Source organism: Micromonospora sp. DT41, from assembly GCF_049841715.1.
GTDB classification, from domain to species: Bacteria; Actinomycetota; Actinomycetes; order Mycobacteriales; family Micromonosporaceae; genus Micromonospora; species Micromonospora profundi.
Genome location: NZ_JBNCKU010000007.1, coordinates 12,484 through 37,230, shown reverse-complemented (window position 1 = coordinate 37,230; position 24,747 = coordinate 12,484). Strand labels below are relative to the sequence as shown.

Below are 24,747 nucleotides of genomic sequence, written 5' to 3'. Positions count from 1 at the left end.
CCTGGCGGGTCGGGGTGGATCCCGGGCGAGTGCCCGGATTCCATGGCTGGGATGGGACTCTAACAGCCCTATCCCCCTCCGGGCAGATGCGCCCGGCTACATAAACCGATTCCGATATTACCGGGCGCACACGCGCCCAGGCAGACCATGGCGCCCGTCCAGTTGCTCACAACCGGACGGGCGCCATGTCTCTTACGTCCTTACAGCTCGGTGGCGGAGCCACCGGCAGCGGCGATCTTCTCCTTGGCCGACGCGCTGAACGCGTGCGCCGACACCTGGAGCGCCACCCCGCCGAGATCCCCGGTGCCGAGGACCTTGACCGGGTGACCCTTGCGGACCGCCCCAGCCTCGACCAGCTCCAGCGGGCCAACCTGGCCGCCGTTCGGGAACAGCTCGGCGAGCCGGTCCAGGTTGACCACCTGGAAGACCACCTTGAACTTGTTCTTGAAGCCCTTCATCTTCGGCAGGCGCATGTGGATGGGCATCTGCCCACCCTCGAACGCCGCCGAGATGTTCTTGCGGGCCTTGGAACCCTTGGTACCGCGACCAGCGGTCTTGCCCTTGGAACCCTCACCGCGACCCACACGGGTCTTCGCGGTCTTGGAACCAGGCGCCGGGCGCAGGTGGTGCACCTTGATCGTCATTACTCGACCTCCTCGACCTTCACGAGGTGGTTGACCGTGAAGATCATGCCGCGGATCTCGGGCCGGTCTTCCTTGACCACCACGTCGTTGATCCGCTTGAGACCGAGCGAACGCAGCGAGTCACGCTGGTTCTGCTTGGTCCCGATGCCGGACCGGAGCTGGGTGACCTTCAGACGTGCCATCAGCGAGCCACCCCCGCACGCGACGCCAGCATGGCGGCCGGCGCGACGTCCTCGACCGGCAGACCACGACGCGCAGCGACCTGCTCGGGGGACTCGAGCCCCCGCAGAGCCGCCACGGTGGCGTGCACGATGTTGATCGGGTTCGACGAGCCGAGGCTCTTGGAGAGCACGTCGTGGATCCCGGCGCACTCCAGCACGGCACGCACCGGACCACCGGCGATGACACCCGTACCGGCCGAGGCCGGCTTGAGCAGCACCACACCAGCGGCGTCCTCACCCGTCACCGGGTGCGGAATCGACTGGCCGATACGCGGAACCTTGAAGAAGTGCTTCTTGGCCTCCTCGACGCCCTTGGCGATGGCCGCGGGCACCTCCTTGGCCTTTCCGTAGCCCACGCCGACCGTGCCGTCGCCGTCGCCCACGATCACAAGGGCGGTGAAGCTGAAGCGACGACCACCCTTCACGACCTTGGCGACGCGGTTGATCGCGACGACCCGCTCAAGGTGCGGGGTCTTCTCGACGGGCGCGTTTCCGCGGCCGCCCTCACGGCGGTTGTCGCGGCGACCACCCTCGTTGCCACCGGACCCGCCGCCACGGCGCTGTTGACCTGGCATCAGCAGCCTTCCTTATCTCTCGTGACGGGGTTGTTAGAACTCGAGCCCGGCTTCGCGGGCGGCATCGGCAAGCGCGGCGACACGCCCCGCGTACCGGTTGCCACCGCGGTCGAAGACGACCTTGGAAACGCCGGCGGCCTTGGCCCGCTCGGCGAGCAGGGCGCCCACCTTGCCGGCGAGGGCGCTCTTGTCGCCCTCCGCACCGCGCAGCGAGGCGTCCAGGGTCGACGCCGACGCCAGGGTGTGCCCCTTGGTGTCGTCGACGATCTGGGCGACCATGTGGCGCAGCGAACGGGTGACGACCAGGCGCGGACGCTCGGCCGTACCGCTGACGTTCTTGCGGACGCGGAAGTGCCGACGCGCACGCCCAACGGCGCGCTTGGCGGCGACGCCGCGGCGGCGCTTGAGCAGCGTGGCGCTCACTTCTTACCTGCCTTTCCGGCCTTGCGGCGGATGACCTCGCCCTGGTACTTCACGCCCTTGCCCTTGTAGGGCTCCGGCGGGCGGATCTTCCGGATGTTGGCGGCGACCTCACCGACCTGCTGCTTGTCGATGCCGGCCACGTGGAACAGGGTCGGCCGCTCCACAGTGAAGGTGATACCCGCCGGCGCGGAGACGAGCACCGGGTGCGAGAACCCGAGCGCGAACTCGAGGTCCGAACCCTTGGCGGTGACCCGGTAACCGGTGCCTGCGATCTCCAGGCTCTTGCGGTAGCCCTCGGTCACGCCGACGATCATGTTGGCCACCAGCGTACGGCTCAGGCCGTGCAGCTCCTTGGCCTTGCGCTCGTCGTTCGGGCGGTTGACGCTCAGCTGCCCGTCCTCGCCACGCTCGATCGTGATCGGCTCGGCGATGGTGTGCTGGAGCTCGCCCTTCGGGCCCTTGACCTTGACGGTCTGCCCGTCGATCGTGATATCGACGCCGGACGGTACCGGGATCGACTTACGTCCAATTCGCGACATTTCTACCTGTCTCCCGTTACCAGACGAAGGCGAGGACTTCCCCGCCAACGCTCCGCTTGCGGGCCTGCCGGTCGGTAAGCAGCCCCTGGGACGTCGAAATGATCGCCACGCCCAGCCCGCCGAGCACCCGCGGGAGCCCGTCCGACTTGGCGTAAACCCGGAGACCGGGCTTGGACACGCGCTTGATGCCGGCCAGGCTCCGCTCCCGGTTCTGGCCGTACTTCAGCTCGACGACCAGTCGCTTGCCGACGGCACCCTCTTCGGGCTCCTCGACCGACCAGGTGGCGATGTAACCCTCGGCCTTCAAGACCTCGGCGATGTTCGCCTTGATCTTGGAGTAGGGCATCTTCACCTGATCGTGGTACGCCTGGTTGGCGTTACGCAGACGCGTGAGCATGTCTGCGATCGGGTCGGTCATCGTCATGGATTTCGTCAGCCTTTCTCGCCGGGGTTCCCGGGGCACCAGCCCCGGGCCTACGGCGAAGAGCAATACCTAATCGGTGCAGGAGTTCCCGGCCGGCAGCCGGGACGCGGTCACCCTTACCAGGAAGCCTTGGACACACCCGGCAGCTCACCGCGGTGGGCCATCTCCCGGATGCAGACCCGGCACAGCCCGAACTTGCGGTAGACCGCCTTCGGACGCCCGCACCGCTGGCAGCGGGTGTACGCGCGAACCGAGAACTTCGGCTTCGCGGCCGCCTTGATGATCAGCGCCTTCTTGGCCATCTCAGTTCTCCTTGAACGGGAAGCCCAGGAGCTTGAGCAGCGCCCGGCCCTCGTCGTCGGTCGTGGCGGTGGTGACCACCGTGATGTCCATGCCCCGCTGGCGATCGATCTTGTCCTGGTCGATCTCGTGGAACACCGACTGCTCGGTCAGACCGAACGTGTAGTTGCCGTGCCCGTCGAGCTTGCGCCCGTCCAGACCGCGGAAGTCGCGGATACGCGGCAGCGCGATGGACAGCAGCCGGTCCAGGAACTCCCACATCCGGTCACCGCGAAGGGTGACCTTCGCGCCGATCGGCATGCCCTCGCGGAGCTTGAACTGCGCGATGGACTTGGTCGCCCGCCGCACCTGCGGCTTCTGGCCGGTGATCGTGGCGAGGTCGCGGACCGCGCCGTCGATCAGCTTGGCGTCGCGAGCAGCCTCGCCGACACCCATGTTGACGACGATCTTGACCAGCCGCGGCACCTGCATGGGGTTGCCGTAGCTGTGCTGCTCACGCAGCTGGGCCACGATCTCGTTGCGGTACCGCTCCTTGAGGCGCGGCATGGTCTTTTCGGTAGCCGTGGTCATCACAGGTCCTTACCGGTGCTACGCGCGATGCGGACCTTCTGGCCGTTGTCGTCGATCCGGTAACCGACGCGCGTCGGCTTGCCGTCGGAGTCCAGGACCTGCACGTTCGAGACGTGGATCGGGGCCTCCTGGGTGACGATGCCGCCGGTCTTGGCGCCACGCTGGGTGGTGCTGATGCGGGTGTGCTTCTTGACCCGGTTCACGCCCTCGACCAGGACCTTGTCCTGCCGCGGGTAGGCCGCGATGACCTTGCCCTTGGCACCCTTGTCCTTGCCGGCGATGACGACGACCGTGTCGCCCTTCTTGACCTTCACGGTCACAACACCTCCGGCGCGAGGGAAATAATCTTCATGAACCGCTTGTCCCGCAGCTCCCGGCCCACCGGGCCGAAGATGCGGGTACCGCGCGGGTCCCCACCGTCCTTGATGATGACGGCGGCGTTCTCGTCGAAGCGGATGTACGAGCCGTCCGGACGCCGCTTCTCCTTGGCGGTGCGGACGATGACCGCCTTGACGACGTCGCCCTTCTTGACACCGGCACCCGGGATCGCGTCCTTGACGGTGGCCACGATGACGTCGCCGATGCTCGCGTAGCGCCGACCGGAGCCACCGAGAACCCGGATGCACAGGATCTCCCGAGCACCCGTGTTGTCGGCGACGCGCAGTCGCGACTCCTGCTGAATCACGTCTATCTCCTATGTCTGCCGGTTCTCCGGCCGCCGTGGCGGCCGGAGCCTGGCGGAACCAACGCCCGACGCAACGCCGGGCGAGCTCGAGCCTTCGCTACTTGGCCTTTTCCAGGATCTCCACGATCCGCCAACGCTTGGTGGCGCTCAGCGGCCGGGTCTCCATGATCAGGACCCGGTCGCCGGTGCCAGCGGCGTTCTGCTCGTCGTGCACCTTCAGCTTGCTCGTACGGCGCATGATCTTGCCGTACAGGGCGTGCCGAACCCGGTCCTCGACCTCGACAACGACGGTCTTGTCCATCTTGTCGCTGACCACCAGGCCCTCGCGAACCTTACGGCGCGCGCGCGTGGCGTCAGTCGTGGTGTTCTCGGTCATGATGCAGTCACCTCAGTCGGCGCGGCCGAGAGCCCCAGCTCGCGCTCGCGCATGATCGTGTAGATCCGGGCGATCTCCCGACGGATGACCTGCAGCCGCCGGTTGTTGTCCAGCTGCCCGGTTGCGGCCTGCACGCGGAGGTTGAACAGCTCCGCCTTGGCCTCCCGCAGCTTCGTGACCAACTCCTCCTCGGAGAGCTCACGCAGCTCGGTCGCCTTAACGCCCGCTGCCATCAGGATTCACCCACTTCGCGCGTAACAATGCGGCACTTCATCGGGAGCTTGTGGATCGCGCGACGCATCGCCTCTCGCGCGATCTGCTCGTTCGGGAAGGACATCTCGAAGAGAACCCGCCCCGGCTTGACGTTCGCGACCCACCACTCCGGCGAACCCTTACCGGAACCCATCCGGGTCTCGGCAGGCTTCTTGGTGAGGGCCTGGTCCGGGAAGATCGTGATCCAGACCTTGCCACCACGCTTGATGTGACGGGTCATCGCGATACGCGCCGACTCGATCTGGCGGTTGGTCACGTACGCCGGCTCGAGAGCCTGGATCCCGAACTCGCCGAACACCACCCGGTTACCACCCTTGGACGCGCCACTGCGGTCCGGGTGGTGCGGCTTGCGGAAGCCCTTCGGGGGCTTGCGCGGCATCAGCATCTGTCAGCCCTCCTGCTGCGTTTCTGCCGGAGCAGCAGCAGCCGCGACAGCAGCGCTGTCGACCGGCTCGCCGCTCGGCGTCTCGGCCTGCTGCGCGATGGTGGTCGCAGCAGCCCGACCGGCCTCGGTGCCACCAGCCGTGGTGCCGGACGAACCCGACCGGCCACGGCGCGGACGCTCGGGACGGTCGCCACGCTCACCACGACGCGGGCGCGACGGACCGGCCTCGGCCGGAGCCTCCCGGCCCGGAACCGCGTCACCCTTGTAGATCCAGACCTTCACGCCGATCCGGCCGAAGGTGGTACGGGCCTCGAAGAAGCCGTACTCGATGTTGGCCCGCAGCGTGTGCAGCGGAACCCGACCCTCGCGGTAGAACTCGGTCCGGCTCATCTCGGCGCCGCCGAGGCGACCCGAGACCTGGACACGGATGCCCTTGCAGACCGGGTTCTTCATGGCCGACTGCATGGCCTTGCGCATCGCCCGACGGAAGCTGACCCGGCTGGACAGCTGCTCGGCCACGCCCTGCGCGACGAGCTGAGCGTCCGACTCGGGGTTCTTCACCTCGATGATGTTCAGCTGCACCTGCTTGCCGGTGAGCTTCTCCAGCTCGCCGCGGATCCGGTCGGCCTCCGCACCCTTACGGCCGATGACAATGCCCGGCCGGGCGGTGTGGATGTCGACCCGGACGCGGTCGCGGGTGCGCTCGATGTCGACCTTGGAGATGCCGGCACGCTCGAGGCCCTTGGACATCATCCGGCGGATCTTGACATCCTCGCCGATGTAGTCCTTGTAGAGCTTGTCCGCGAACCAGCGGGACTTCCAGTCGGTCGAGATGCCGAGCCGGAACCCAGTGGGGTGAACCTTCTGACCCATTACTCGGCGTCCTCCGTCTTGCTCTGCGCTTCGGCCGGTGCGGCCTCCGTGGCCGGGGCGGCCTTCTTCGCCGCGGCCTTCCTCGGCGCTGCCGGCGCGACCGCTTCGACCACCACGGTGATGTGGCAGGTGCGCTTGCGGATCCGGTACGCCCGGCCCTGCGCCCGCGGCTGGAACCGCTTCATCGTCGGGCCCTCGTCCACGAACGCCTCGCTGACGAGCAGCGCGCCGGGGTCCAGCCGCTCGTTGTTCTCCGCGTTGGCGATCGCGCTAGCGAGCACCTTGTACACCTGCTCGCTCGCAGCCTGCGGCGCGAACTGCAGCACCGTGAGAGCCTCCTTCGCGGGCAGGCCGCGGACGAGGTTGACCACCCGGCGCGCCTTCATCGGCGAGATGCGCACGTGCCGCGCAACCGCCCGCGCGCCCGGAAGCACCGGAGCGTCGCCCTTTCCTGGCATCGCTGTAACCCCTTGTTCCCTCTATCCGTATGCCCGCGGCGTCAGCGCCGACGGCTCTTCCGGTCGTCCTTCTCGTGACCCTTGAACGTGCGGGTCAGCGCGAACTCGCCGAGCTTGTGCCCGACCATCGCCTCGGTCACGAACACCGGGACGTGCTTGCGTCCGTCGTGCACGGCGATCGTGTGCCCCAGCATCTCGGGGATGATCGTCGAGCGCCGCGACCAGGTCTTGATCACGTTCTTCGAGCCCTTGTCGTTCTGGACTTCCACCTTCTTGAGCAGGTGGTCGTCTACGAACGGGCCCTTCTTCAGGCTGCGAGGCATGTCTTATCTCCCTCAGCCGCGCTTACGCGTGGCGTAGCGACGGCGGACGATCAGCCGGTCACTCGGCTGGCCCTTACGGCGGGTGCGGCCCTCGGGCTTACCCTGCGGGTTGACCGGGTGGCGACCACCAGAGGTCTTACCCTCACCACCACCGTGCGGGTGGTCGACCGGGTTCATGGCGACACCACGGACGGTCGGGCGCTTGCCCTTCCACCGCATACGGCCGGCCTTACCCCAGTTGATGTTCGACTGGTCGGCGTTGCCGATCTCGCCGACGCTTGCGCGGCAGCGGACGTCCACACGCCGGATCTCGCCGGACGGCATACGCAGGGTCGCGTACGCGCCCTCACGGCCGAGCAGCTGGATGCCGACGCCGGCGGAGCGGGCGAGCTTGGCCCCGCCACCCGGACGCAGCTCCACGTTGTGGATCGTGGTACCGACCGGGATGTTGCGCAGCGGCAGGTTGTTACCCGGCTTGATGTCGGCGCCCGGACCGGACTCGACGCGGTCGCCCTGCTTGATGTCCTTCGGCGCGAGGATGTACCGCTTCTCGCCGTCGGCGTAGTGCAGCAGCGCGATACGCGCCGTGCGGTTGGGGTCGTACTCGATGTGAGCGACCTTCGCCGGCACGCCGTCCTTGTCGACCCGCTTGAAGTCGATCAGACGGTACTGGCGCTTGTGACCGCCACCGTGGTGCCGCGTGGTGATCCGGCCGTGGGCGTTACGCCCGCCCTTCTTCGGCAACGGAGCCAGCAGCGACTTCTCCGGCGTGGACCGGGTGATCTCGGCGAAGTCGGCAACGCTGGAGCCACGTCGGCCCGGCGTCGTCGGCTTGTACTTACGGATAGCCATTGTCTACACCCCTCAGCTGACCGGGCCGCCGAAGGCCTCGATACGGTCACCGTCAGCCAGCTTCACGATCGCCCGCTTGGTCGCCTTGCGCTGACCGAAGCCGGTCTTGGTGCGCTTACGCTTCCCTTGGCGGTTGAGCGTGTTGACCGTCAGGACGCGGACGTTGAAGATCTGCTGGATAGCGATCTTGATCTCGGTCTTGTTCGCGTCCGGGTGCACCAGGAAGGTGTACCAGTTCCGGTTCAGCTCGCTGTAGCTCTTCTCCGAGACGACCGGCGCCACGATGATGTCGCGCGGGTCGGCGATCGTGCTCACTTGCCACCCTCCTCGGTGGTCTCGGCGGGCACGCCCAGGAACTCGTCCAGGGCGTCCTTGGTGAAGACCACGTCGTCGGCCACCAGCACGTCGTACGTGTTCAGCTGGCCGGACTCGATCAGGTGCACCCGCGGCTCGTTGCGCAGCGACACCCAGTTCAGCTCGTCGGTGCTGCTCAGCACGACGAGAACCCGACGGGCCTCGGTGAGCTTGGTCAGCGTGGCAAGGGCCGCCTTGGTCGACGGCTTCTCGCCCGAGACGAACGCCTCGACAACGTGCACCTGCCCGGCGCGGGCCCGGTCGGAGAGGGCACCGCGCAGCGCGGCGGCCTTCATCTTCTTCGGGGTCCGCTGGCTGTAGTCACGCGGAACGGGACCGTGTACCACGCCACCGCCGGCGAACTGCGGTGCGCGGATCGAGCCCTGCCGGGCGCGACCGGTGCCCTTCTGCTTGTACGGCTTCTTGCCGCCGCCGGCGACCTCGCCGCGGGTCTTGGTCTTGTGCGTGCCCTGTCGGGCCGCCGCGAGCTGGGCCACCACGACCTGGTGCATCAGCGCGACGTTGGCCTGCACGTCGAAGATGTCAGCCGGCAGCTCGACGGAGCCGCTGGTGCTGCCTTCGACGGTGCGCACGTCAACGGTGGTCACTTGGCCGCACCGCCCTTCTTGACCTTGCTCTTGGCCGCGGTACGGACCAGAACCAGCGCGCCCTTGGGGCCAGGAATGGCACCACGGACGAGCAGCAGGTTGTTCTCGGTGTCGACCGCCTGGACGGTGAGGTTCTGCACGGTGTAGCGCACGCCACCCATGCGGCCGGCCATCCGGGTGCCCTTGAAGACACGACCCGGGGTGGCGCAGGCGCCGATGGAACCGGGCGAGCGGTGCTTGCGCTCGACACCGTGGCTGGCGCGCAGACCGTGGAAGCCGTGCCGCTTCATCGGGCCGGCGTAGCCCTTGCCCTTGGTCTTTCCGGTGACGTCGATCGTGACGCCGGCCGGGAACTCCTCGACAGTGACTTCCTGGCCGAGCGAGTATTCCCCAGCGTCCGTGGTGCGCAGCTCGACGATGTGCCGGCGCGGTGCCACGTCCGCCTTGGCGTAGTGCCCGCCGATCGGCTTCTTGACCTTGCGCGGGTCGATCGTGCCGTACGCCAGCTGGACCGCTGAGTAACCGTCCTTCTCGGCGCTACGAACCTGGCTGATGACGCACGGGCCGGCCTCGACCACGGTCACGGGAACAACCTTGTTGTTGTCCCAGACCTGGGTCATGCCGAGCTTGGCGCCCAGGATCCCCTTGACTTGCCTGTCCATTTGTCCGGTCCCTACAGCTTGATCTCGATGTCGACGCCAGCCGGCAGGTCGAGGCGCATGAGCGAGTCGACCGTCTTCGGGGTCGGGTCGATGATGTCGATCAGCCGCTTGTGCGTGCGCATCTCGAAGTGCTCGCGCGAGTCCTTGTACTTGTGCGGCGAGCGGATAACGCAGAAACGGTTGATCTCCGTGGGCAGCGGCACCGGGCCCGCGACCTGCGCCCCGGTGCGCGTCACCGTCTCGACGATCTTCCGAGCCGAGGAGTCGACGACCTCGTGGTCATAGGCCTTGAGCCGGATGCGGATCTTCTGTCCCGCCATGGTGGCTTCTGTTCCTTCTCTCGATGCCGCTGTGTTGCGGGCGCCTGCACCGGCTGGCACAGGCCCACTTCGCCGACCCCCGCGGTCGGGCGTGTCGCGCCCTCGGGCCGGGCTCCGCCCCGTGGTTCCGGAGTGGTGCTGACCGCGCGGTGGGTCAAGGCGCCGATCGCATTACCGCGACCTGAACGCCGTGCGAGGGTGGTTGGCGACTGGGCCGCCAACCACCCCACGCTCGACTGTCTCGCCACCCGGAGGTTCAGCGAAAGCCGAACACAGGCGACGAACTGTCGTTACGCAACCTGACTAGTATGCCGCACGACCGGCGGCGGGTCTAATCGGGGTTACCTAGTTCACTTCATGATCTTGGTGACGAACCCGGCGCCGACGGTGCGGCCACCCTCGCGAATCGCGAACTTGAGGTTCTCCTCCATGGCGATGGGCTGGATCAGCTTCACCGACATGGTGGTGTTGTCACCCGGCATGACCATCTCGGTGCCCTCGGGGAGGGTGACGACACCGGTGACGTCCGTGGTCCGGAAGTAGAACTGCGGACGGTAGTTCTGGAAGAACGGGGTGTGCCGGCCGCCCTCCTCCTTGGAGAGGATGTAGACCGTCGCCTCGAACTCCGTGTGCGGGGTCGTGGTGCCCGGCTTGACGACCACCATGCCGCGCTCGACGTCCTCGCGCTTGATGCCACGCAGCAGCAGACCGACGTTCTCGCCCGCGCGGGCCTCGTCGAGCAGCTTGCGGAACATCTCGATGCCGGTGCAGACCGTCTTCTGCGACTTCTCGCGGATACCGACGATCTCCACCTCCTCGTTCGGCTTGAGGATGCCGCGCTCGGCGCGACCCGTGACAACGGTGCCACGACCGGTGATCGTGAAGACGTCCTCGATCGGCATGAGGAACGGCTTCTCGGTCTCGCGCTCCGGCTGCGGGATCGCGGTGTCGACAGCGGTCATCAGGTCCAGCAGCTTGCCGGTCCACTCGGGGTCACCCTCGAGGGCCTTCAGCGCCGAAACCCGAACGACCGGCAGGTCGTCACCCGGGTACTCCTGCGAGGAGAGCAGCTCGCGCACCTCGAGCTCGACGAGCTCCAGGAGCTCCTCGTCATCGACCATGTCGCTCTTGTTGAGCGCCACGACGATGTACGGCACACCAACCTGACGGGCCAGCAGCACGTGCTCGCGGGTCTGCGGCATCGGGCCGTCGGTCGCCGCGACCACCAGGATCGCGCCGTCCATCTGCGCGGCACCGGTGATCATGTTCTTGATGTAGTCCGCGTGGCCGGGGCAGTCGACGTGCGCGTAGTGCCGCGCCTCGGTCTGGTACTCGACGTGCGCGATCGAGATCGTGATACCGCGGGCCTTCTCCTCCGGCGCCTTGTCGATCTCGTCGAACGGCGTGTAGGGGTTCAGGTCGGGGTACTGGTCGTGCAGGACCTTCGTGATGGCCGCCGTCAGCGTCGTCTTACCGTGGTCGATGTGACCAATGGTGCCGATGTTGACGTGCGGCTTAGTCCGCTCGAACTTCGCCTTCGCCACTGGTGTCCTCCTGTGGACTTCTTGGTTCGTACGCCCGGCGCGCCGGTCGGCGCTTAGGACTCTGTCGACAGCCTTTCCGGCCTGGCGGCCGGAGAGCTTTTGTGGGTTCTGCGGCGATGAAGCCTACAGGCCCGGTCTCACGCGATCCGATCGTGGTGGCCGCGGGCGGGTGAAACCACCCGCGACCGACCACGAATCACCTGCTCGGGGAAGTTACTCGCCCGTTGCCTTGGCGATGATCTCCTTCGCGACGCTCTGCGGAACCTCGGCGTAGGAGTCGAACTGCATGCTGTAGCTAGCCCGGCCCTGGGTCTTCGACCGCAGGTCGCCGACGTAGCCGAACATCTCCGACAACGGCACCAGAGCCTTCACGATGCGGGCGCCGCTGCGCTCCTCCATCGCCTGGATGATGCCGCGGCGGGAGTTGAGGTCGCCGATGACGTCACCCATGTTCTCCTCAGGAGTGGTGACCTCAACGGCCATCATCGGCTCAAGGAGTGCGGGGTCGGCCTTGCGGGCCGCCTCCTTCATCACCATCGAGCCGGCGATCTTGAATGCCATTTCCGAGGAGTCGACCTCGTGGTACTGGCCGTCCAGCAACGTCAGCTTCACACCGACGAGCGGGAAGCCCGCCAGGATGCCGTACTGCATGGCGTCCTGGGCACCGGCGTCGACCGACGGGATGAACTCCCGCGGGATGCGACCACCGGTGACGGCGTTTGCGAACTCGTAGGTCGGCGAGTCGTTGTCAAGCGGCAGCGGCTCGACGCTCACGATCACGCGAGCGTACTGGCCGGAGCCACCGGTCTGCTTCTTGTGGGTGTACTCGATCTTGTCCACCTTGCGGCGGATCGTCTCGCGGTACGCCACCTGCGGCTTACCGATGTTCGCCTCGACGTTGAACTCGCGGCGCATCCGGTCGACCAGGATGTCCAGGTGCAGCTCGCCCATGCCGGCGATGACCGTCTGACCGGTCTCCTCGTCCAGCTTGACGCGGAAGGTCGGGTCCTCCTCAGCGAGCCGCTGGATGGCGGTGCTGAGCTTCTCCTGGTCGGCCTTGGTCTTCGGCTCGATGGCGACCTCGATGACCGGCTCCGGGAACGTCATCGACTCCAGGATGACCGGGTTCGCCGGGTCGCACAGCGTGTCACCGGTGGTGGTCTGCTTGAGACCCTGCACCGCGATGATGTCGCCAGCCTGGGCCGAGCCGCGCTCTTCCCGCTTGTTGGCGTGCATCTGGTAGATCTTGCCGATGCGCTCCTTGCGGTCCTTGGTGGAGTTGACCACCTGGGTGCCGGTCTCGACCACGCCCGAGTAGATCCGGACGTAGGTGAGCTTGCCAAGGTGCTTGTCGGTCTGGATCTTGAAGGCCAGGCCGGAGAACGGCTCCTTGGTGGACGGCTGCCGCTGCAACGGCGTCTCACCGTCGGTCGCCGTGCCCTCGATCGCAGGGATGTCCAGCGGCGACGGCAGGTACGCCACGACGGCGTCCAGCATCGGCTGGATGCCCTTGTTCTTGAAGGCGGTGCCCGTGAGGACCGGGTTGGCCTTGCCACCGATGGTCGCGCGGCGGATGGCGGCCCGGATCTCGTCGGTGGAGATCTCCTCGCCTTCGAGGTACTTCTCCATCACCGCGTCGTCGACGTCGGCGAGGGTCTCCATCAGCTTCTCGCGCCACTCAGCGGCCGAGTCGGCGAGGTCGGCCGGGATCTCCTCGACCGCGTAGTCCTCACCCTTCTGGGTCTCGCCGCGCCAGGTCAGCGCGCGCATCTCGACCAGGTCGACGACACCGATGAAGTCGGCCTCGGCGCCGATCGGGATCTGCAGCACCAGCGGGGTGGCGTTCAGCCGGTCGATCATCATCTGCACGCAGCGGAAGAAGTCGGCACCGGTCCGGTCGAGCTTGTTGACGAAGCACATCCGGGGGACGTCGTACTTGTCCGCCTGCCGCCAGACGTTCTCCGTCTGCGGCTCGACACCGGCCACGCCGTCGTACACCGCGACCGCACCGTCCAGCACCCGCAGCGACCGCTCCACCTCGACCGTGAAGTCGACGTGGCCGGGCGTGTCGATGATCTGGATCGTGTGGCCCTTCCACTCGCACTTCGTGGCGGCGGAAGTGATCGTGATACCGCGCTCCTGCTCCTGCTCCATCCAGTCCATGACGGCAGCGCCCTCGTGGACTTCACCGATCTTGTAGGTGATGCCGGTGTAGAACAGGATTCGCTCGGTGGTAGTGGTCTTACCGGCATCGATGTGCGCCATGATGCCGATATTGCGTACGTTGGCGAGCGCGTCTGCGGCGGCCACTTCAATCCCTACTTATCGTCGTCTCGACTCAACTGGTGGCGGTTCCGGCGCCCGTGGGACGCCGGAACCAGGGTGTTACCAGCGGTAGTGCGCGAAGGCCTTGTTGGACTCGGCCATCTTGTGCGTGTCCTCGCGCCGCTTGACGGCGGCACCGAGGCCGTTGCTCGCGTCCAGCAGCTCGTTCATCAGCCGCTCGACCATGGTCTTCTCGCGCCGGGCGCGGGAGTACGTGACCAGCCAGCGCAGGCCCAGGGTGGTCGCCCGGGTCGGACGGACCTCGACCGGAACCTGGTAGGTGGCGCCACCGACACGACGGCTGCGCACCTCAAGGGTCGGCTTGACGTTGTCCATCGCCCGCTTGAGGGTGACGACCGGGTCGGTGCCGGACTTCTCGCGGCAGCCTTCGAGGGCCGCGTACACGATGGATTCGGCGAGCTGGCGCTTGCCGCGCAGCAGGATCTTGTTTACCAGCTGGGTGACCAGCGGCGAGTTGTACACCGGGTCAGCGACCAGCGGCCGCCGCGGAGCGGGTCCTTTACGCGGCATGTCAGCTCTTCTCCTTCTTCGCGCCGTAACGGCTGCGCGCCTGCTTGCGGTTGCGGACACCCTGGGTGTCCAGCGAGCCGCGGACGATCTTGTAACGCACGCCGGGGAGGTCCTTCACCCGGCCGCCGCGAACGAGCACGATCGAGTGCTCCTGCAGGTTGTGACCGACGCCCGGGATGTAGGCGGTCACCTCGATCTGGCTGCTGAGCTTCACACGAGCGACCTTGCGCAGCGCCGAGTTCGGCTTCTTGGGGGTGGTGGTGTACACGCGGGTGCACACGCCGCGCCGCTGAGGGGAACCCTTCAGCGCCGGGGTCTTGGTCTTGCTCGTCTTAGCCTGGCGGCCCTTTCGGACCAGCTGCTGGATCGTGGGCACCGGGTTTCTCCGCTCCCTTCGGCCGCGCTGTCGCGGCCGCGCCGTCTGCTCGTTAGCCGGCCTGATGACCGGCTCTCCTACATTCCGACCAGGGCCACCTTGCGGAGGCCCCGGCACCCGCGGTCGGGCGTGTCGCCCCACTCACGGTCCCGGTGCGGACGCTTTCGCGGCGTACCGGGGTTTGTCACCGGCACGCGGGTCGCCCCGCCCCGGATCTCTGGCTTGTCGTGCCGCCGCCCGGACTATCAGATCCAGCGCACGCACGAGTTGCCCGGGCACGCCCGGGCACAAGGGGAAAGAGTACCTACCACAGCCGCCCAGGTCAAAACGGAATGGCCCGGCGAACGTCTCACGCTCGCCGGCCGGATCTCGTCCTGCCTCGTCGCCCGCGAAGGGCACCTACGAATACAAGTGTACCGGCTTGCCCGCCGCACCACCCGTCGCCCCCGAACCAGGCACCGCAGACGTGGTCCGAGAGCTGCGACGAATGCTCGCGTCGGTGACCGTCCTCACGTGCCCCGGTCGCCACCCTCACGCGAAGGTGAGCAGCAGCGCCAGGCCCAGTCCGAGGAGGCTGAGCAGCGCTCCCACCGCCCCGCAGCTGATCCCGGCCACCGCCAGCCCTCGGCCTGTGAACCGCACCGCCGGTGGCTCGGTCGGCCGCCGGATCTGCCGCTGGCCGAGCAGGCCGGCGACGATCGCCGCCACCCCCGCTAGCACGCCGACCACTGCGAACGCACCGGACGCCCAGGCCCCGCCGTCGTTGACGAACGCCACCCCGAAGCAGAGCACAAGCAGCGAGACCAGGATCGACGCGATCCCCGCGACAAGCGAACCGATGGCCAGCCCGGAGGTGACCGGCGGCACGTCCAGGTGCACCACACCGAACGGTGTGCCCGACACCGCCTCCACCCGCTTCGGCGGCCGGCGCTGATCATCACTGGCCGGCGGCACCGGCCGAGCGGGCGCCGTCCCCCACCCCGGCCCATCTGACTGCGGCTGCCCCCAGCCCTGCAGCCCACCAGAGCCCGGCGCTTGCGCCCACCCCTGCGGCGCACCAGGCCCGGACGGAGACGCCCAGCCTTGCGGCGCACCGGATGCCGGCGGCTGCGCCCAACCAGGCCCGGAATGCGGCTGCGCCCAACCCTGCGGCCCACCAGGCCCGGACGGCGGCTGCGCCCAACCCTGCGGCGCGCCGGATGCCGGCGGCTGCGCCCAGCCCTGTGGCGCGCCGGGCCCGGACTGCGGTGGACCCCAACCAGGCGGTGTCGAGGCACCGGAACCCGGGTCGGGTTGGCCGGATCCGGGGGCCGTGGCCCAGCCGGCGGGAGAGGCACCCCAACCAGACGCGGGCGCGCCCCAACCGGACACCGGCGCCGAACGGGGCGGTTCCCCCCAGCCGGACGAGAGAGGCGCTTCTCCCCACCCGGACGGCGGTGACGAATGCGGCGGATCACCCCAGCCAGGCGATGACGCCGTCGGGGGCGCTTCGCTCCCGGCGGGCGCACGGTCGGGTGAGGGCGCCGGCGACGTACCCGAATCGGAAGAGGCCGCGGAGGCGCCGGGCTCGTCGGCCGTCTCGGGTCGTGCCCAGCCACTCGGCTCGGACGGGGCCGGGCCGGAGGCCGGCGCGCCAGGATGCCCGGCCGGCTCGTCCGCCGGGGGCCGCGCCGGTTCCGTCACGAGGTCCTCCTGTCGACAGGCCACCACCGCCGCACGGCGGACACCGGCCAGGCTACCGGCCGGGCGCGACGCCACCCGCGCCCGACGCGACCGTGGTCGGATCAGTCCATGTTCGCCGGGTAGTCATGGCCGAACGGCATGTCCGCCAACCGGACCACGCCGATCACCACAGCGACGACCACGCTGACCGCGACCAGCACCAGGCCGATCCACGCCATCCGCTCTCCGCGTCGCAGCCAGGCGCCGCCGGTAAGGAAACCCCCCGAGGAGTACGCCTCCCGGCGAGCCTGCCGCGCCAACTGAAGTGCCACCGTCGCCGGCACCACCCCGCCGATGAACAGGCCTGTGAGCATGCCGAGCAGCCCCAGCGCGAACACCGCCCGCGCCTTCGTGGCACGGGCCGGATCGGGATCCAGCGGGTGGCGCACGCCCTGGGACGCGACGGGCACCTGCCCGGGTGCTGTCGTCATGCCTCCATCATGCCGAACCCCGGCCGTGGCCGGGGCGGTCCGGACACGACGAGGCCCCCGGCAGGTGCCGGGGGCCTCGTCGGTACTGGTGCTTAGCGGTACGACCCGAAGTCGAAGTCGTCAAGCGGCACAGCCTGCCCGCTGGCCGGCCCGAACCCGTAGTCGGTCTCCGGGTAACCGGTCATCGAGTAGACCTTCGCCTTGGCCTCCTCGGTCGGCTCCACCCGGACGTTGCGGTACTTGCTGATGCCCGTACCGGCCGGGATGAGCTTACCGATGATCACGTTCTCCTTGAGGCCGACAAGCGAGTCGCTGCGCGAGTTGATCGCAGCGTCGGTCAGCACCCGGGTGGTCTCCTGGAAGGAGGCCGCGGAGAGCCAGGAGTCGGTGGCCAGCGATGCCTTGGTGATACCCATCAACACCGGACGGCCGGCGGCGGGCTCGCCACCCTCCGACACGAGCCGGCGGTTCTCCGACTCGAACAGCGCCCGGTCGACGAGCACACCCGGCAGGAACTCCGTCGAGCCGGAGTCGATGACCGTCACCCGCTTGAGCATCTGGCGAATGATGATCTCGATGTGCTTGTCGTGGATGAGCACGCCCTGCGAGCGGTAGACCTCCTGGACCTCACTCGTCAGGTGGACCTGGACCGCCCGCGGACCCATGATCCGCAGAAGCTCGTGCGGGTCGATGGTGCCCTCGGTGAGCTTCTCGCCGACCGCGACGTGACCGCCGTCGTGGGTACGCAGACGCACCCGCTTGGAGATCTTGTCGTAGACGATCTCGTCGCTGCCGTCGTCCGGCACCACGATGATCTTCCGCGAACGCTCGCCGTCCTCGATGCGGATCCGGCCGGGGGTGTCGGCGATGGGCGCCTTACCCTTCGGGACCCGGGCCTCGAAGATTTCCTGGACACGCGGCAGACCCTGGGTGATGTCCTCACCCGCGACGCCACCGGTGTGGAAGGTACGCATCGTCAGCTGCGTACCGGGCTCACCGATCGACTGGGCGGCGATGATGCCGACCGCCTCGCCGACGTCCACGGTCTTGCCGGTCGGCAGCGACCGCCCGTAGCAGGCACCGCAGACGCCCAGCTTCGACTCGCAGGTGAGCACGCTGCGCACCCGGACCGTCTCCACACCAGCGGAGACGATCTTGTCGACACCGATGGAGTTGATGTCCTGACCCCGCTCGGCGACGACGGTGCCGTCCGGCCCCTTGATGTCGTCGGCCAGGGTACGGGCGTGCACGCTGGTCTCGGCGTGCTCGTGCACGACCAGCCGGCCGTCCTCCAGGCGCTCGCCGATCTGCATCGGGATCGCCCGGTCGGTGCCGCAGTCCTCCTCGCGGATGATCACGTCCTGGGAGACGTCCACCAGACGACGGGTCAGGTAACCCGAGTCGGCGGTCCGCAGCGCGGTGTCGGCGAGACCCTTACGGGCACCGTGCGTGGAGATGAAGTACTCCAGCACGGACAGACCCTCCCGGTAGCTGGCCTTGATCGGCCGCGGGATGATCTCGCCCTTGGGGTTGGCAACCAGACCACGGATCGCCGCGATCTGCCGGAGCTGGAGCAGGTTACCGCGGGCACCCGAGTTGATCATCTTCCACAGTGGGTTCTCCTGCGGCAGCGCGGTGTCCATCTCCTTGGCGACCTCGTTGGTCGCCTTGGTCCAGATCTCGATGAGTTCGCCGCGACGCTCCTCGGCGGTCATCAGACCACGCTGGTACTGCTTGTCGATCCGGTCGGCTTCCTTCTCGTACTTCGCCAGGATCTCCGCCTTACGCGGCGGAGCGATGACGTCCTCCATGCCGATCGTCACGCCGGACCAGGTGGCCCAGTGGAAACCGGCCTCCTTGAGCCCGTCCAGGGTGGCCGCGAGGGCCACCTTGGGGAAGCGCTCGGCGAGGTCGTTGACGATCGCGGAGAGCTGACCCTTGCGGATCTCGTAGTTCACGAAGCGGTAGCCCTGCGGCAGCGTCTCGTTGAACAGCACCCGGCCCAGCGTGGTCTCCACGGTCAGCGGGTCACCCTCGACCCAGCCCTCCGGGGCGGTCCACTGCTCGGCACCAGCGCCGTTGTCGACACCGACCACGCCGCGCAGGCGGATCTTCACCGGAGCCTGCAGGTGCAGCTCGCGGTTGTCGAACGCCATCCGCGCCTCGGCGTCCGAGCTGAACGTCCGGCCCTCGCCCGTCTCACCTGCGGTGAGGTGGGTGAGGTGGTAGAGACCGATGACCATGTCCTGGGTGGGCATGGTGACCGGCTTGCCGTCGGCCGGCTTGAGGATGTTGTTCGACGACAGCATCAGGATCCGCGCCTCGGCCTGGGCCTCGGCGGACAGCGGCACGTGCACCGCCATCTGGTCACCGTCGAAGTCCGCGTTGAACGCGGTGCAGACCAGCGGGTGGATCTGGATGGCCTTGCCCTCGACCAGCTGCGGCTCGAAGGCCTGGATGCCCAGACGGTGCAGGGTCGGCGCCCGGTTGAGCAGCACGGGGTGCTCGCCGATGACCTCTTCCAGCACGTCCCACACGACCGGGCGCTGACGCTCGACCATCCGCTTGGCGGACTTGATGTTCTGCGCGTGGTTGAGGTCGACCAGCCGCTTCATGACGAACGGCTTGAACAGCTCCAGCGCCATCTGCTTGGGCAGACCGCACTGGTGCAGCTTGAGCTTCGGGCCGACCACGATGACCGAACGGCCGGAGTAGTCGACGCGCTTGCCCAGCAGGTTCTGGCGGAACCGGCCCTGCTTGCCCTTGAGCATGTCGGACAGCGACTTGAGCGGGCGGTTACCCGGACCGGTGACCGGCCGGCCGCGACGGCCGTTGTCGAACAGCGCGTCGACGGCCTCCTGGAGCATCCGCTTCTCGTTGTTGACGATGATCTCGGGCGCGCCGAGGTCGATCAGCCGCTTGAGACGGTTGTTCCGGTTGATCACGCGGCGGTACAGGTCGTTCAGGTCCGAGGTCGCGAAGCGGCCACCGTCGAGCTGCACCATCGGGCGCAGGTCCGGCGGGATGACCGGGACGCAGTCGAGCACCATGCCGAGCGGCGAGTTGCGGGTGTTCAGGAACGCCGCCACGACCTTGAGCCGCTTGAGCGCCCGGATCTTCCGCTGACCCTTGCCGGACCGGATGGTCTCCCGCAGGCTCTCGGCTTCGGCGTCGAGGTCCATGTTCTGGACCAGCGCCTTGATCGCCTCGGCGCCCATCGAGCCGGTGAAGTACTCACCGAAACGGTCGCGCAGCTCGCGGTAGAGCAGCTCGTCGGTGACGAGCTGCTTCGGCTCCAGCTTGCGGAAGGTGTCCAGCACCTCGTCCAGGCGGTCGATCTCGCGCTGGGCCCGGTCGCGGATCTGGCGCATCTCGCGCTCTCCGCCCTCCTTGACCTTGCGCCGGACGTCCGCCTTGGCACCCTCGGCCTCCAGCTCGGCCAGGTCGGCCTCGAGCTTGGCGGCCCGCTTCTCGATCTCCGAGTCGCGGCTGTTCTCGGACTGCCGCTTCTCGGCCAGGATCTCGTTCTCGATCGTCGAGAGGTCACGGTGACGCGACTCGGCGTCAACGCTCGTCACGACGTACGAGGCGAAGTAGATGATCTTTTCGAGGTCCTTGGGGGCGAGGTCCAGCAGGTAACCCAGCCGGCTCGGCACGCCCTTGAAGTACCAGATGTGGGTCACCGGAGCGGCGAGCTCGATGTGCCCCATCCGCTCACGACGCACCTTGGAGCGGGTCACCTCGACGCCGCAGCGCTCACAGATGATGCCCTTGAACCGGACGCGCTTGTACTTACCGCAGTAGCACTCCCAGTCCCGCTGCGGACCGAAGATCTTCTCGCAGAAGAGCCCGTCCTTTTCCGGCTTCAGGGTGCGGTAGTTGATGGTCTCAGGCTTCTTGACCTCGCCGTGCGACCACTGACGGATGTCGTCGGCGGTGGCGAGACCAATGCGCAGCTCGTCGAAGAAGTTGACGTCGAGCACTATGTCCCCTATGTCGTCGTCTTTACAGCTAGATCATGGGCGAGGTTGGGGGCCGTCCGACCCGCGTCGGGATCAAGCTTGACCGCCCAGAGCGGGTCGGTCGGCCCCCAACCCTCACCACTTACACCTCTTCGACCGAGCTCGGCTCGCGCCGGGACAGGTCGATGCCCAGCTCCTCGGCGGCCCGGAACACCTCGTCGTCGGTCTCGCGCATTTCCAGTGCCACACCGTCGCTGGACAGCACCTCAACGTTGAGGCACAGCGACTGCAGCTCCTTGAGCAGCACCTTGAACGACTCCGGGATGCCCGGCTCCGGGATGTTCTCGCCCTTGACGATGGCCTCGTAGACCTTCACCCGGCCGAGAACGTCGTCGGACTTGATCGTGAGCAACTCCTGCAGGGCGTAGGCAGCGCCGTACGCCTGCATCGCCCAGCACTCCATCTCACCGAAACGCTGACCACCGAACTGCGCCTTACCACCCAGCGGCTGCTGCGTGATCATCGAGTACGGACCGGTCGACCGAGCGTGGATCTTGTCGTCGACCAGGTGGTTGAGCTTCAGGATGTAGATGTAGCCGACCGCGATCGGGTCCGGCAGCGGCTCACCGGAGCGGCCGTCGTACAGCTGCGCCTTGCCACTGGAACCGATCAGCTGGTTGCCGTCACGGTTGGGCAGCGTCGACGCCAGCAGGCCGGAGATCTCCGCCTCGCGGGCACCGTCGAAGACCGGGGTGGCCACGTTCGTGTCCCCCTCGGACTCGTGCGCGTCGATCGAGCGCAGCTGCCGCTTCCACTCCGTGTCGTCGCCCTCGACCTTCCAACCGGTCTTGGCCACCCAGCCGAGGTGCGTCTCCAGCACCTGGCCGATGTTCATCCGGCTCGGCACACCCAGCGGGTTGAGCACGATGTCGACGGGGGTGCCGTCCTCCAGGAACGGCATGTCCTCGATCGGCAGGATCTTCGAGATGACGCCCTTGTTGCCGTGACGGCCGGCGAGCTTGTCGCCGTCCTGGATCTTGCGCTTCTGGGCGACGTAGACCCGGACCAGCTCGTTGACACCCGGCGGCAACTCGTCGCCGTCCTCGCGGGAGAACGTGCGCACACCGATGACCGTGCCGGTCTCGCCGTGCGGCACCTTCAGCGAGGTGTCCCGAACCTCACGCGCCTTCTCACCGAAGATCGCGCGGAGCAGCCGCTCCTCCGGGGTCAGCTCGGTCTCGCCCTTGGGCGTGACCTTGCCGACCAGGATGTCGCCGGGGACTACCTCGGCGCCGATCCGGATGATGCCGCGCTCGTCGAGGTCAGCGAGCATTTCCTCGCTGACGTTCGGGATGTCGCGGGTGATCTCCTCCGGGCCGAGCTTGGTGTCCCGGGCGTCGACCTCGTGCTCCTCGATGTGGATCGAGGTGAGCACGTCCTGCTGCACGAGGCGCTGCGACAGGATGATCGCGTCCTCGTAGTTGTGGCCCTCCCAGCACATGAACGCAACGAGCAGGTTGCGCCCGAGCGCCATCTCGCCTTCGTCGGTGCACGGCCCGTCGGCGATGACCTGACCGGCCTCGACGCGGTCGCCCTCGAAGACCACAGGCTTCTGGTTGACGCAGGAGCCGGCGTTGGAGCGGCGGAACTTGTGCAGCAGGTACGTCCGGCGGTGGCCGTCATCCTGGTGGATGGTGACGTAGTCGGCGCAGAGATCCTCGATCACACCGCCGACCTCGGCGACCACCACGTCGCCAGCGTCGACAGCGGCCCGGTACTCCATGCCCGTACCCACGAGCGGCGCCTCGGCCTTGACCAGCGGCACAGCCTGGCGCTGCATGTTCGCGCCCATCAGTGCCCGGTTGGCGTCGTCGTGCTCGAGGAACGGGATCATGGCGGTCGCCACGGAGGTCATCTGCCGAGGCGAGACGTCCATGTAGTCGACGGCGCTGGGGACGACGTCCTCGGTCTCGCCGCCCTTACGGCGACACAGGACCCGGTCCTCGGCGAACGTGCCGTCGGCCTTCAGCGGCGCGTTGGCCTGGGCCTTGACGAACCGGTCCTCCTCGTCCGCGGTCAGGTAGTCGATCTGGTCGGTGACCCGACCGTCGACGACCTTCCGGTACGGCGTCTCGATGAAGCCGAACGGGTTGACCCGGGCGAAGGTGGACAGCGCGCCGATCAGGCCGATGTTCGGGCCTTCCGGCGTCTCGATCGGGCACATCCGGCCGTAGTGGGACGGGTGCACGTCGCGGACCTCGAAGCCGGCCCGCTCCCGGGACAGACCACCCGGGCCGAGCGCGCTCAGCCGGCGCCGGTGGGTCAGGCCCGCCAGCGGGTTGGTCTGGTCCATGAACTGGGACAGCTGCGACGTCCCGAAGAACTCCTTGATCGCCGCCACCACCGGGCGGATGTTGATCAGGGTCTGCGGGGTGATCGCCTCGACGTCCTGCGTGGTCATCCGCTCGCGGACGACCCGCTCCATCCGGGACAGGCCGACCCGAACCTGGTTCTGGATCAGCTCGCCCACGGTCCGCAGACGACGGTTGCCGAAGTGGTCGATGTCGTCGGCCTCGTAGCCGTCCTCACCGGCGTGCAGCCGGCACAGGTACTCCACGGTGGCGACGATGTCGTCCTCGGTCAGCGTGCCGGTGGTGATCGGCACGTCGACTTCGAGCTTCTTGTTGAACTTGTAGCGCCCGACCTTGGCGACGTCGTACCTCTTCGGGTTGAAGAAGAGGTTGTCGAGCAGGGTCTGGGCGTTCTCGCGCGTCGGCGGCTCGCCAGGGCGCAGCTTGCGGTAGATGTCTAGCAGGGCCTCATCCTGGCCGGCGATGTGGTCCTTCTCGAGCGTGGTCATCATGAGCTCGGACCAGCCGAACCGCTCACGGATCCGCTCGGCCGACCATCCGATGGCCTTGAGCAGGACGGTGACGGCCTGCCGGCGCTTGCGGTCGATGCGTACGCCGACCGTGTCGCGCTTGTCGATGTCGAACTCCAGCCAGGCACCCCGACTCGGGATGACCTTGACGCTGGACAGATCGCGGTCGGAGGTCTTGTCCGGCTGCTTGTCGAAGTACACGCCCGGGGAACGGACGAGCTGGCTGACCACGACGCGCTCGGTGCCGTTGATGACGAAGGTGCCCTTGGGCGTCATCATCGGGAAGTCACCCATGAACACCGTCTGGCTCTTGATCTCGCCAGTGGTGTTGTTTGTGAACTCCGCGGTCACGAACAGCGGAGCGCAGTAGGTCAGGTCCTTCTCCTTGCACTCCTCGATCGAGGCCTTGACCTCGTCGAAGCGCGGCGCTGAGAAGGACAGCGACATGGTGCCAGAGAAGTCCTCAATGGGACTGATCTCTTCAAGGATCTCCGCGAGACCCGAGCGTGCGTGCGGGTCGTCCGCCGACCGGCCCTGCCAACCCTCGTTGCCGACGAGCCAGTCGAAGGACTCGTTCTGAATGGCGAGGAGGTTGGGGACCTCGAGGTGTTCGGTGATCCTGCCGAATGAAACTCGGCGGGGAGCGAATGCGCTCGACGTACGACTGGTCTTCGCAGGGCGGGAAGCTGCCAAGATGCGTCCTTCCGAGGACCGGTGCTGCAGAACGGCTGGTACGCGTGCACTCCAATGACCCCACCAGAAATATCCGTAACCGGACATTTCCGAGCAGGGGTCTAGTCGGAAGGCAGCGCAAACTAGCAGTGTAGCCGAGAGGCTAACCGCTGTCCAGCCCAACCCGCAGGTCGTTGCGGAACGCGCCCTGGCCCCCGAAAAACCGGGGCTGCCGGGCCGCTCGGAACGCAACGTTCCCGCCGGGCCGCTCGGGATGTTGCTGCGGCGATGGTGCCGCCGCTGACATACCCACATCGTGGCCGTCGCAAGCGCGGTGTCTTGCTGGTGTCAGCGTGCCTGGCAGGCCGGGGCCGCGTCAAGGCCCGGTATCCGGGTCGTCCTCTCTTTCCCACCTGAGGGCGACCGTCGACGCTCGTC

General features: G+C 67.6%; 29 protein-coding genes. All 29 read right to left on the bottom strand.

Annotated elements, in window-relative coordinates:
* Positions 1-200: 200 nt before the first annotated feature.
* Positions 201-644 (bottom strand): 50S ribosomal protein L15, encoded by a 444-nt coding sequence (gene rplO, locus ACLQ23_RS15130; protein ID WP_053653930.1) that lies wholly within the window; start codon positions 642-644, stop codon positions 201-203.
* Positions 644-826 carry a 50S ribosomal protein L30 gene (gene rpmD, locus ACLQ23_RS15125; RefSeq protein ID WP_030329904.1) on the bottom strand — a complete coding sequence of 61 codons (183 nt, stop codon included), beginning with the start codon at positions 824-826 and terminating at the stop codon, positions 644-646. Before rpmD ends, rplO begins: the two co-directional genes overlap by 1 nt.
* Positions 826-1,440: a 30S ribosomal protein S5 gene (gene rpsE, locus ACLQ23_RS15120; RefSeq protein WP_053653932.1), complete on the bottom strand. Its 615-nt coding sequence runs from the start codon at positions 1,438-1,440 to the stop codon at positions 826-828. Before rpsE ends, rpmD begins: the two co-directional genes overlap by 1 nt.
* Before the next feature lie 33 nt (positions 1,441-1,473).
* A complete protein-coding gene (gene rplR, locus ACLQ23_RS15115) occupies positions 1,474-1,863 on the bottom strand; it encodes a 50S ribosomal protein L18 (RefSeq protein WP_030329901.1) in 390 nt (129 codons plus the stop codon).
* Entirely contained in the window at positions 1,860-2,402 is a 543-nt protein-coding gene (gene rplF, locus ACLQ23_RS15110) for a 50S ribosomal protein L6 (protein WP_355590471.1), read from the bottom strand. The genes rplR and rplF overlap by 4 nt, the downstream gene beginning before the upstream one ends.
* A gap of 16 nt (positions 2,403-2,418) precedes the next feature.
* Positions 2,419-2,826 (bottom strand): 30S ribosomal protein S8, encoded by a 408-nt coding sequence (rpsH, locus tag ACLQ23_RS15105; RefSeq protein ID WP_007465270.1) that lies wholly within the window; start codon positions 2,824-2,826, stop codon positions 2,419-2,421.
* A 116-nt stretch (positions 2,827-2,942) separates the two neighbouring features.
* A complete protein-coding gene (locus tag ACLQ23_RS15100) occupies positions 2,943-3,128 on the bottom strand; it encodes a type Z 30S ribosomal protein S14 (protein ID WP_007465272.1) in 186 nt (61 codons plus the stop codon).
* A 1-nt stretch (position 3,129) separates the two neighbouring features.
* Complete coding sequence (rplE, locus tag ACLQ23_RS15095) at positions 3,130-3,696, bottom strand: 50S ribosomal protein L5 (protein WP_088987580.1); 567 nt, start codon at positions 3,694-3,696, stop codon at positions 3,130-3,132.
* Positions 3,696-4,016 carry a 50S ribosomal protein L24 gene (rplX, locus tag ACLQ23_RS15090; protein WP_007465276.1) on the bottom strand — a complete coding sequence of 107 codons (321 nt, stop codon included), beginning with the start codon at positions 4,014-4,016 and terminating at the stop codon, positions 3,696-3,698. The genes rplE and rplX overlap by 1 nt, the downstream gene beginning before the upstream one ends.
* Positions 4,013-4,381, bottom strand: a complete 369-nt coding sequence (rplN, locus tag ACLQ23_RS15085; RefSeq protein ID WP_015619002.1) for a 50S ribosomal protein L14 — start codon at positions 4,379-4,381, stop codon at positions 4,013-4,015. Before rplN ends, rplX begins: the two co-directional genes overlap by 4 nt.
* Before the next feature lie 97 nt (positions 4,382-4,478).
* Positions 4,479-4,757: a 30S ribosomal protein S17 gene (gene rpsQ, locus ACLQ23_RS15080; protein ID WP_053653938.1), complete on the bottom strand. Its 279-nt coding sequence runs from the start codon at positions 4,755-4,757 to the stop codon at positions 4,479-4,481.
* Positions 4,754-4,990 carry a 50S ribosomal protein L29 gene (gene rpmC, locus ACLQ23_RS15075; protein ID WP_007465283.1) on the bottom strand — a complete coding sequence of 79 codons (237 nt, stop codon included), beginning with the start codon at positions 4,988-4,990 and terminating at the stop codon, positions 4,754-4,756. Before rpmC ends, rpsQ begins: the two co-directional genes overlap by 4 nt.
* Positions 4,990-5,415 (bottom strand): 50S ribosomal protein L16, encoded by a 426-nt coding sequence (rplP, locus tag ACLQ23_RS15070; RefSeq protein ID WP_007465292.1) that lies wholly within the window; start codon positions 5,413-5,415, stop codon positions 4,990-4,992. Before rplP ends, rpmC begins: the two co-directional genes overlap by 1 nt.
* Before the next feature lie 3 nt (positions 5,416-5,418).
* Entirely contained in the window at positions 5,419-6,288 is an 870-nt protein-coding gene (rpsC, locus tag ACLQ23_RS15065) for a 30S ribosomal protein S3 (protein WP_007465294.1), read from the bottom strand.
* Positions 6,288-6,746 carry a 50S ribosomal protein L22 gene (gene rplV / locus ACLQ23_RS15060; protein WP_053653942.1) on the bottom strand — a complete coding sequence of 153 codons (459 nt, stop codon included), beginning with the start codon at positions 6,744-6,746 and terminating at the stop codon, positions 6,288-6,290. Before rplV ends, rpsC begins: the two co-directional genes overlap by 1 nt.
* A 41-nt stretch (positions 6,747-6,787) precedes the next feature.
* On the bottom strand, positions 6,788-7,069 hold the full coding sequence (rpsS, locus tag ACLQ23_RS15055) for a 30S ribosomal protein S19 (protein ID WP_007465299.1): 282 nt from the start codon (positions 7,067-7,069) through the stop codon (positions 6,788-6,790).
* Between the two features lie 12 nt (positions 7,070-7,081).
* Complete coding sequence (gene rplB / locus ACLQ23_RS15050; protein ID WP_355590466.1) at positions 7,082-7,921, bottom strand: 50S ribosomal protein L2; 840 nt, start codon at positions 7,919-7,921, stop codon at positions 7,082-7,084.
* A gap of 12 nt (positions 7,922-7,933) precedes the next feature.
* On the bottom strand, positions 7,934-8,236 hold the full coding sequence (rplW, locus tag ACLQ23_RS15045; RefSeq protein WP_007465304.1) for a 50S ribosomal protein L23: 303 nt from the start codon (positions 8,234-8,236) through the stop codon (positions 7,934-7,936).
* Positions 8,233-8,883, bottom strand: a complete 651-nt coding sequence (rplD, locus tag ACLQ23_RS15040; protein ID WP_053653946.1) for a 50S ribosomal protein L4 — start codon at positions 8,881-8,883, stop codon at positions 8,233-8,235. The genes rplW and rplD overlap by 4 nt, the downstream gene beginning before the upstream one ends.
* On the bottom strand, positions 8,880-9,545 hold the full coding sequence (gene rplC, locus ACLQ23_RS15035) for a 50S ribosomal protein L3 (protein ID WP_355590463.1): 666 nt from the start codon (positions 9,543-9,545) through the stop codon (positions 8,880-8,882). Before rplC ends, rplD begins: the two co-directional genes overlap by 4 nt.
* An 11-nt stretch (positions 9,546-9,556) precedes the next feature.
* The gene (gene rpsJ / locus ACLQ23_RS15030; RefSeq protein WP_007073037.1) at positions 9,557-9,865 is read right to left on the bottom strand and encodes a 30S ribosomal protein S10; all 309 of its coding nucleotides are present in this window, start codon (positions 9,863-9,865) and stop codon (positions 9,557-9,559) included.
* A 350-nt stretch (positions 9,866-10,215) separates the two neighbouring features.
* Positions 10,216-11,409 carry an elongation factor Tu gene (gene tuf / locus ACLQ23_RS15025; RefSeq protein ID WP_203174878.1) on the bottom strand — a complete coding sequence of 398 codons (1,194 nt, stop codon included), beginning with the start codon at positions 11,407-11,409 and terminating at the stop codon, positions 10,216-10,218.
* A gap of 213 nt (positions 11,410-11,622) precedes the next feature.
* The gene (gene fusA, locus ACLQ23_RS15020; RefSeq protein WP_355590460.1) at positions 11,623-13,719 is read right to left on the bottom strand and encodes an elongation factor G; all 2,097 of its coding nucleotides are present in this window, start codon (positions 13,717-13,719) and stop codon (positions 11,623-11,625) included.
* 75 nt (positions 13,720-13,794) lie between these two features.
* Positions 13,795-14,265, bottom strand: a complete 471-nt coding sequence (gene rpsG / locus ACLQ23_RS15015; RefSeq protein ID WP_007465317.1) for a 30S ribosomal protein S7 — start codon at positions 14,263-14,265, stop codon at positions 13,795-13,797.
* Position 14,266: 1 nt separating this feature from the next.
* On the bottom strand, positions 14,267-14,641 hold the full coding sequence (gene rpsL / locus ACLQ23_RS15010; protein ID WP_014440718.1) for a 30S ribosomal protein S12: 375 nt from the start codon (positions 14,639-14,641) through the stop codon (positions 14,267-14,269).
* 531 nt (positions 14,642-15,172) lie between these two features.
* On the bottom strand, positions 15,173-15,553 hold the full coding sequence (locus ACLQ23_RS15005) for a phage holin family protein (RefSeq protein WP_355591360.1): 381 nt from the start codon (positions 15,551-15,553) through the stop codon (positions 15,173-15,175).
* Positions 15,554-16,425: 872 nt separating this feature from the next.
* Positions 16,426-16,794 (bottom strand): hypothetical protein, encoded by a 369-nt coding sequence (locus tag ACLQ23_RS15000; protein ID WP_355590456.1) that lies wholly within the window; start codon positions 16,792-16,794, stop codon positions 16,426-16,428.
* A gap of 92 nt (positions 16,795-16,886) precedes the next feature.
* Entirely contained in the window at positions 16,887-20,777 is a 3,891-nt protein-coding gene (locus tag ACLQ23_RS14995) for a DNA-directed RNA polymerase subunit beta' (protein WP_425734827.1), read from the bottom strand.
* Positions 20,778-20,898: 121 nt separating this feature from the next.
* Positions 20,899-24,330, bottom strand: coding sequence for a DNA-directed RNA polymerase subunit beta (locus ACLQ23_RS14990; RefSeq protein WP_053653960.1), 3,432 nt, complete (start codon positions 24,328-24,330; stop codon positions 20,899-20,901).
* Between the last annotated feature and the right edge of the window lie 417 nt (positions 24,331-24,747).

Excerpts from the sequence above, each read along its gene's own strand:
- rplO (WP_053653930.1), bottom strand. The coding sequence starts at position 644 with ATGACGATCAAGGTGCACCACCTGCGCCCGGCGCCTGGTTCCAAGACC.
- rpmD (WP_030329904.1), bottom strand. The coding sequence starts at position 826 with ATGGCACGTCTGAAGGTCACCCAGCTCCGGTCCGGCATCGGGACCAAG.
- rpsE (WP_053653932.1), bottom strand. The coding sequence starts at position 1,440 with ATGCCAGGTCAACAGCGCCGTGGCGGCGGGTCCGGTGGCAACGAGGGT.
- rplF (WP_355590471.1), bottom strand. The coding sequence starts at position 2,402 with ATGTCGCGAATTGGACGTAAGTCGATCCCGGTACCGTCCGGCGTCGAT.
- rpsH (WP_007465270.1), bottom strand. The coding sequence starts at position 2,826 with ATGACGATGACCGACCCGATCGCAGACATGCTCACGCGTCTGCGTAAC.
- ACLQ23_RS15100 (WP_007465272.1), bottom strand. The coding sequence starts at position 3,128 with ATGGCCAAGAAGGCGCTGATCATCAAGGCGGCCGCGAAGCCGAAGTTC.
- rplE (WP_088987580.1), bottom strand. The coding sequence starts at position 3,696 with ATGACCACGGCTACCGAAAAGACCATGCCGCGCCTCAAGGAGCGGTAC.
- rpsQ (WP_053653938.1), bottom strand. The coding sequence starts at position 4,757 with ATGACCGAGAACACCACGACTGACGCCACGCGCGCGCGCCGTAAGGTT.
- rpmC (WP_007465283.1), bottom strand. The coding sequence starts at position 4,990 with ATGGCAGCGGGCGTTAAGGCGACCGAGCTGCGTGAGCTCTCCGAGGAG.
- rplP (WP_007465292.1), bottom strand. The coding sequence starts at position 5,415 with ATGCTGATGCCGCGCAAGCCCCCGAAGGGCTTCCGCAAGCCGCACCAC.
- rpsC (WP_007465294.1), bottom strand. The coding sequence starts at position 6,288 with ATGGGTCAGAAGGTTCACCCCACTGGGTTCCGGCTCGGCATCTCGACC.
- rplV (WP_053653942.1), bottom strand. The coding sequence starts at position 6,746 with ATGCCAGGAAAGGGCGACGCTCCGGTGCTTCCGGGCGCGCGGGCGGTT.
- rpsS (WP_007465299.1), bottom strand. The coding sequence starts at position 7,069 with ATGCCTCGCAGCCTGAAGAAGGGCCCGTTCGTAGACGACCACCTGCTC.
- rplB (WP_355590466.1), bottom strand. The coding sequence starts at position 7,921 with ATGGCTATCCGTAAGTACAAGCCGACGACGCCGGGCCGACGTGGCTCC.
- rplC (WP_355590463.1), bottom strand. The coding sequence starts at position 9,545 with ATGGACAGGCAAGTCAAGGGGATCCTGGGCGCCAAGCTCGGCATGACC.
- rpsJ (WP_007073037.1), bottom strand. The coding sequence starts at position 9,865 with ATGGCGGGACAGAAGATCCGCATCCGGCTCAAGGCCTATGACCACGAG.
- rpsG (WP_007465317.1), bottom strand. The coding sequence starts at position 14,265 with ATGCCGCGTAAAGGACCCGCTCCGCGGCGGCCGCTGGTCGCTGACCCG.
- ACLQ23_RS15000 (WP_355590456.1), bottom strand. The coding sequence starts at position 16,794 with ATGACGACAGCACCCGGGCAGGTGCCCGTCGCGTCCCAGGGCGTGCGC.